This window comes from Thauera phenolivorans, from assembly GCF_001696715.1.
GTDB lineage: Bacteria > Pseudomonadota > Gammaproteobacteria > Burkholderiales > Rhodocyclaceae > Thauera > Thauera phenolivorans.
Genome location: NZ_MBFM01000003.1, coordinates 92,286 through 99,084 on the forward strand (window position 1 = coordinate 92,286; position 6,799 = coordinate 99,084).

The following is a 6,799-nucleotide window of genomic DNA, read 5'->3' on the forward strand; positions in this document are numbered from 1 at the left end:
ACCCGAGGGTGGCTTTCTTTCTTCGGTACGACACTGAGCAGGTGGCGGGTCGCCCCGCCCTGCCCCGCGCGCTCACTTGTATTCGAAGAAACCCTTGCCGCTCTTGCGTCCGAGGTAGCCCGCCTCGAGCATCTCGACCAGCAGCGGCGCGGGCCGGTACTTCGGATCCTTCGTGCCTTCGTACAGCACCTGCATGACCGCCAGCTCGACGTCGAGGCCGATCAGGTCGCACAGGGCGAGCGGGCCGATCGGATGGTTGCAGCCGAGCTTCATCGCCTCGTCGATCTCCTCAGCGGTAGCCAGACCCTCACCGAGCGTGAACACCGCCTCGTTGATCATCGGGCACAACATCCGGTTGACGACGAAACCCGGGCTGTTCTTGACCTTCACCGGAGTCTTGCCGATCTGCTTCGCGAGCGCGTCGACCGTGGCGTAGGTGTGCGCCGAGGTCTGCAGACCACAGATCAGCTCAACCAGCGCCATCACCGGCACCGGGTTGAAGAAGTGCATCCCGATGACCTGCTCGGACCGCTTCGTGCCCGCCGCCAAGCGCGTGATCGAGATCGACGAGGTGTTGCTGGCGATGATCGCGTCGGGGCCGAGAATGGCATCGAGATCGGCGAACACCTTCAGCTTGACGTCGACGTTCTCGCTCGCTGCCTCGATCACCAGGTCGCAGCCGGCCAGCGCATCCAGCGAGGTCGCGGTGCCGATGTGACCGAGCGTCTCGGCCTTCTGCGCATCGGTCATCTTCTCGCGCTTGATCAGGCGGTCGAGACTTCCGGAGATCGTCGCCAGGCCACGCTGGACCTGGGCCTCGCCGACGTCCATCATGATCACGTCGAGACCGGTGACCGCACAGGCCTGGGTAATGCCGCTGCCCATGGTGCCCGAACCCACCACCCCGACCTTCCTGATGCTGCTAATCGTCATCCATCATCTCCCTGAGTGTCTTGGCACGCGCGCGCAACGGCAGCCAACCATACCCGCGCGTACGGCCTAGTACTCTAGCCGATTGCAGGCGGGACGACTAGGAGGCGCACGAAAAAGGGAGCCCTCGGGCTCCCTTGATCTTGTTGGCGGAGTGGACGGGACTCGAACCCGCGACCCCCGGCGTGACAGGCCGGTATTCTAACCAACTGAACTACCACTCCATGCAGACGGTGACGCGGTTTCGGCGCACGTACGAGTCGGAACGTGCCGCGACTCCGGGTACTGGCGTCCCCACGGGGATTCGAACCCCGGTTATCGCCGTGAAAGGGCGGTGTCCTAGGCCTCTAGACGATGGGGACCATGATCTTGTGGTGGAGGTAAGCGGGATCGAACCGCTGACCTCTTGCATGCCATGCAAGCGCTCTCCCAGCTGAGCTATACCCCCACAGGAGCTGGCGATTATAGCTTTCGGAAAAGCTCATCGCAACAGCCGATTCGCCGCTTTCGCGCCGAATCTTGCAGGGCTTGCGCCCTGCCTAGATGCTGGCGGAGTGGACGGGACTCGAACCCGCGACCCCCGGCGTGACAGGCCGGTATTCTAACCAACTGAACTACCACTCCGCACTTCGACCGCTCCGGCCTTTCGGCCGGTCTGACTGCCGCGGCTGCGTCGGCAATCTAAAACTGGCGTCCCCACGGGGATTCGAACCCCGGTTATCGCCGTGAAAGGGCGGTGTCCTAGGCCTCTAGACGATGGGGACATTCTTGGGTGTGGTGGAGGTAAGCGGGATCGAACCGCTGACCTCTTGCATGCCATGCAAGCGCTCTCCCAGCTGAGCTATACCCCCGGCACCGAAGAGCGCGCATTATAGGAACCACGTCCGACCGTGTAAAGCGGTTTCAGAAACTATTTGCAGCGACGCTCAAAGCACCTTGCCCGGATTCATCAGGCCGGCGGGATCGAGGCTGCGCTTGATAGCGCGCATCAGGTCCATTTCCACCTCGTCCTTGTAGCGCAGGATCTCACCACGTTTGAGCTGGCCGAGACCATGCTCGGCGGAAATCGAGCCGCCGAGCGCGTCGACGAGGTCATGCACGATGCGGTTAACGTCGGCCGTGCGCGCGACGAATGAGGGATTGTCCGTCGCACTCGGCTTCGACAGGTTGTAGTGCAGGTTGCCGTCGCCGAGATGACCGAAGGCGACGATACGTACGTCGGGCCACGCCGCGGACAGGGCTTCTTCCGCGCGCGCGAGGAACTCCGGGATCCGGCTCACCGGCACCGATATGTCGTGCTTGATGCTCACACCCTCGATCTTCTGCGCCTCGGATATGTTCTCACGCAACGCCCACAGTGCCGCGGCCTGCGCCCCGCTGCGCGCTATCGCTGCATCGCCGACCAGGCCGAGTTCCATCGCAGCCACGAGCGCCGCCTCCAGGAGCGCCTCCAGCCCAGCCCCCTCGACGGTGTCGGAAAGCTCGAGCAGCACCCACCAGCGGCCCTGCGCGCGCAGCGGCGCCACCGCGCCCGGGATGTGCTTCAGCACGAGGCGGAACGCCGCATCGCCGACCAGCTCGAAGGCGGTGAGGCGGTCGCCGCAGGCGGCGCGCAGCCTTTCGAGAAGCGCCACCGCCGCTTCCGGCCCGGCGACCTCGACCCAGGCGGTGGCTCGGCTGCGCACCGAAGCAAACAGCTTGAGCACGGCGGCCGTGACGATCCCGAGCGTCCCTTCCGCACCGATGAAGAGCTGCTTGAGGTCGTAGCCCGTGTTGTCCTTGCGCAGCCCACGCAGCCCGTCCCAGACCCGGCCGTCGGGCAACACCACTTCGAGGCCGAGCGCCAGCTCGCGGGTGTTGCCGTAGCGCAGCACCTGCACGCCGCCGGCGTTGGTGGAAAGGTTGCCGCCGATCTGGCAGGTGCCTTCGGATGCGAGCGCGAGCGGAAACAGCCTGCCAGCCGCCGCCGCCGCCGCCTGTACCGTGGCGAGCGTACAGCCTGCCTCCACGCACACCGTGCTGTTGGCGGCGTCGACACTGCGGATGCGATTCAGGCGCGTGAGGCTGATCACCACCGCCCGCCCGTCCGCGAGCGGGGTCGCCCCGCCGCACAGCCCGGTGTTGCCGCCCTGGGGCACCATCGGCGCCCCCGCCGCGACACAGGCACGCACCACGGACGCCACTTCGACGGTATCGCGCGGGCGTGCGACGGCGAGCGCCCGGCCATGGTAGCGACCACGCCAGTCCTCGAGATACGGCGCCATCGCCTCGTCGACGGTTAGCAACTGCTCGCGACCGACGATCGCGGCAAGGTCATCCAGCAAGTGCCTCATCGGGTTCTCCGGGTCGGTCGGGGGCGCGGCCGGTCGCACGCCAGGCTTCAGTCCTCACCCTCGTGCTCCAGCACGAAACGCATCAGCGGCCTCGCTCGCGCCACAGCCGCCTCGCCTTCGGCGATCGCCTCGGCGGCCCGGTGATAGTCCATCAGACCGAGCTGGCCGACGCGCGGCGAGATCAGCACGTCGGCCGGCTCGCCGGCGAGCCGGCTGCGGGCGATCCGCGTCTGCATGATGTTGATGCTGCCGGTCAGCACCGAGACCAGCGAGGGCAGCGCCTCCTCTGCACGGGGCTCGGTGGCCCCGAAGCGCAGGCGGGTGAACAGGCGCTCGCTCCAGCCCGCCTCGCTTTCCTCGGGCGGGGCGGGCTCGAGCGCGGCACGCCGCCACGCACGACCGACCATGTCGGAACCGAGATCGACCGCGATGACGATGTCCGCGCCCATCGCCCGGCACAGCGACACCGGCACCGGATTGACCAGGCCGCCGTCGACCAGCACGCGGCCGTCATGAACGACCGGCGTGAACAATCCGGGCAGCGCGATCGAGGCTCGCACCGCGGCGGCGACGCTTCCCTCGTGCAGCCAGATCTCGCGTCCAGAGGCCAGATCGGTAGCCACGCAGGCAAAACTGGTGTCGAGCTCGGAGAAGTCGCGGTCGACGAAGTTGCGCCCGAAGAAGTCCATCAGGCGCTGCCCGCGGATGAGGCCACCGCGCAGGGAGACGTCGAGCATCGACACCACGTCCTGCCACTTCAGCGCCTCGACCCAGGTGATCAACCGGCCGACGTAGCCCGAAGCCGCTGCGGCGCCGACGAAGGCACCGATCGAACAACCAGCGATGAGGTCGGGAACGATTCCTTCCGCCTCCAGCGCGCGCAGCACGCCGAGATGCGCCCAGCCGCGGGCCGCGCCGCTGCCGAGCGCGAGACCGATTACCGGGCGTTCGCCGGCGGCTGCCGGCACAGGCGGGAACCGGTGCCGGGTCCGCTCGCTGCGCTCGGCGCCGTCAGCCATGCCTCAGACCCGGTCCAGCCTTTCGGCGTACAGGTCGTGAACGTCGCAGTCGGTGATGCGCACACGCACGAAGTCGCCCGGCTCCAGCCCCTCGCCGTCGGGAATGATCACGAGACCGTCGATCTCCGGCGCGTCGCCTTCGGAACGGGCGATCGCCTCGCCTTGATCGATGTCGTCGACCAGCACCGTCATCTCACGGCCGATCCGGGCCTCGAGGCGACGGGTCGAGATGTCCTCCTGGAACTCCATCAACCGCGTGCGGCGCTCCTCGCGGACCTCCTCGGGCACCGGGTCGGGCAACTCGTTGGCGGTGGCACCTTCGACCGGCGAATAGGCGAAGGCGCCGACCCGATCGAGCTGAGCCTCGTCGAGGAATTCCAGCAACTGCTCGAACTCCTCCTCGGTCTCTCCCGGGAAGCCGGTGATGAAGGTCGACCGGATCGTCAGCTCCGGACAGATGCTGCGCCAGGCGCGCACCCGTTCGAGCACGCTCTCCGCATTGGCGGGACGCTTCATGAGCTTGAGGATGCGCGGGCTGGCGTGCTGGAAGGGCACGTCGAGATAGGGCAGGATCCTGCCTTCGGCCATCAGCGGGATCAGCTCGTCGACGCTCGGATAGGGATAGACGTAGTGCAGGCGGATCCAGATGCCGAGCTCGCCGAGCGCCTTGGCCAGCTCGAGCAGCCGCGTCCTGACCGGCTTGCCGCCCCAGAAACCGGTACGGTACTTGACGTCTACGCCGTACGCCGAGGTGTCCTGCGACACCACCAGGATCTCCTTCACGCCCGATTCGGCGAGCGCCTCGGCCTCGCGCATGATCTCATGGATCGGCCGACTGACCAGATCCCCTCGCATCGAAGGAATGATGCAGAAGCTGCAGCGGTGGTTACAACCCTCGGAAATCTTCAGATAGGCGTAATGCCGCGGCGTCAGGCGGATGCCCTGTGGCGGCACGAGATCCACGAAGGGGTCGTGCGGCTTGGGCAGGTTGCGATGCACCGCGTGCATCACCTCCTCGGTCGCGTGCGGCCCCGTCACCGCGAGCACCTGGGGATGGGCGGCAAGGACCACATCGTCCTTCGCACCGAGGCAGCCGGTGACGATGACCCGCCCGTTCTCGCTGAGCGCCTCGCCGATCGCGTCGAGCGATTCCTCGACCGCGGCATCGATGAAGCCGCAGGTGTTGACCACGACGAGGTCGGCATCCTCGTAGCTCCCCGAGATCTCGTAGCCTTCGGCGCGAAGTCGGGTCAGGATGTGTTCGGAGTCCACGGTCGCCTTCGGGCAGCCGAGGGAAACGAAACCGACGCGCGGCGCGTCAGGCGAGAGTGTTGATTTCATGCTGGCGCGCCTGCTGTGAACGAGGCCAGGCCCGCCACGCTTCGGGCGGGATCCTGCGGGCCTTACTTCTGGGAGCTGCTCTTGTCGACGGGTACGGAGGCCTGCTCGCCCTCGCCCTCGCCTTCCTGCTTCGGAAACTGAAAACCGGTAAACATGTTGCGGGTCTGACTCTCGAGCTGCTCCTGCATCTGCTCGACCATCTTCTTCGACTGCTCCACGTAGGCGCCCATCATGCTCTGCAGTGCGGGCCCCTGAAAGTTCAGGAACTGCGCCCACAGATCCTGCCCGGCGGGACTGTTCTCGCCGTAGATCGAGCGCGTCTGCTCCTGAAGCTTGGCCTGCATCTCGGTGAAGGCCTTGATGTTGTTCTCGAGGTACTTGCCCATCATGCCCTGCATCGCATTGCCGTAAAAACGGATCATGTGCGCGAGCAGGTCGCTGGTGAACATGGGTACGCCGCCAGTTTCCTCGTCGAGGATGATCTGCAGCAGGATGCTGCGCGTCAGGTCCTCGCCGGACTTGGCATCGAGCACCTGGAAGGACTCGTGATTGAGTACCAGCTCCTTGACGTCGGCAAGGGTGATGTAGGAACTCGTACGGGTGTCGTACAGACGGCGGTTCGGGTACTTCTTGATCAGGCGCGGCTGTTCAGCCATGACATTAATCTCCTCGACGGTGCTCCAGCCCCGCAATCGCTTTTGCTCGAATTATAACCCGCCGTTCCACGGTAATTCGTGAAACCCTGCCGTTCGGCAGGGTTTCACGCTGCCTTGTCCTGTACGCGAAGCGCATCAGGACATGTGCAGGCCACCGTTGATGTTGATGGTCGCACCGGTGATGTAGGCAGCCTTGTCGGAGGCCAGGTAGGCGCACAGGTCGCCGATTTCGTCCGGACGGCCGAGACGCTTCATCGGCACGGTGTCGATGATGCCCTGACGGATGTCCTCACGGATCGCCATCACCATGTCGGTGCCGATGTAGCCCGGCGCTACGGCGTTCACGGTCACGCCCTTGGTCGCCAGTTCGGCGGCGAGCGCCTTGGTGAAACCGAGCACGCCGGCCTTTGCGGTCGAGTAGTTGGTCTGACCGGCCTGGCCCTTTACGCCATTCACCGACGAGATGTTGATGATACGACCCCAGCCGCGCTCGGCCATCTTGGCTGAAACATGGTGGGTG

6 protein-coding genes and 6 tRNA genes are annotated in these 6,799 nt (G+C 65.8%); all 12 read right to left on the bottom strand.

What is annotated here, in order from left to right:
* Positions 1-72: 72 nt before the first annotated feature.
* On the bottom strand, positions 73-933 hold the full coding sequence (locus BB334_RS07285) for a 3-hydroxybutyryl-CoA dehydrogenase (protein ID WP_068806517.1): 861 nt from the start codon (positions 931-933) through the stop codon (positions 73-75).
* Positions 934-1,077: 144 nt separating this feature from the next.
* Positions 1,078-1,154: transfer RNA gene (locus BB334_RS07290), tRNA-Asp, on the bottom strand.
* A gap of 62 nt (positions 1,155-1,216) precedes the next feature.
* A tRNA-Glu gene (locus tag BB334_RS07295) sits at positions 1,217-1,292 on the bottom strand.
* Between the two features lie 10 nt (positions 1,293-1,302).
* Positions 1,303-1,378 (bottom strand) — tRNA-Ala (locus BB334_RS07300).
* A 99-nt stretch (positions 1,379-1,477) separates the two neighbouring features.
* Positions 1,478-1,554: transfer RNA gene (locus BB334_RS07305), tRNA-Asp, on the bottom strand.
* A 64-nt stretch (positions 1,555-1,618) separates the two neighbouring features.
* A tRNA-Glu gene (locus BB334_RS07310) sits at positions 1,619-1,694 on the bottom strand.
* A gap of 11 nt (positions 1,695-1,705) precedes the next feature.
* Positions 1,706-1,781: transfer RNA gene (locus tag BB334_RS07315), tRNA-Ala, on the bottom strand.
* 75 nt (positions 1,782-1,856) lie between these two features.
* Positions 1,857-3,263 (bottom strand): FAD-binding oxidoreductase, encoded by a 1,407-nt coding sequence (locus tag BB334_RS07320; RefSeq protein ID WP_068806520.1) that lies wholly within the window; start codon positions 3,261-3,263, stop codon positions 1,857-1,859.
* Between the two features lie 47 nt (positions 3,264-3,310).
* A complete protein-coding gene (gene rssA, locus BB334_RS07325) occupies positions 3,311-4,282 on the bottom strand; it encodes a patatin-like phospholipase RssA (protein WP_083200336.1) in 972 nt (323 codons plus the stop codon).
* 3 nt (positions 4,283-4,285) lie between these two features.
* The gene (gene rimO, locus BB334_RS07330; RefSeq protein ID WP_068806523.1) at positions 4,286-5,623 is read right to left on the bottom strand and encodes a 30S ribosomal protein S12 methylthiotransferase RimO; all 1,338 of its coding nucleotides are present in this window, start codon (positions 5,621-5,623) and stop codon (positions 4,286-4,288) included.
* Between the two features lie 62 nt (positions 5,624-5,685).
* Positions 5,686-6,279 carry a polyhydroxyalkanoate synthesis repressor PhaR gene (gene phaR, locus BB334_RS07335; RefSeq protein WP_068806526.1) on the bottom strand — a complete coding sequence of 198 codons (594 nt, stop codon included), beginning with the start codon at positions 6,277-6,279 and terminating at the stop codon, positions 5,686-5,688.
* Positions 6,280-6,414: 135 nt separating this feature from the next.
* The coding region (locus BB334_RS07340) for an SDR family oxidoreductase (RefSeq protein ID WP_158014388.1) at positions 6,415-6,799 on the bottom strand (385 nt) is incomplete at its 5' end.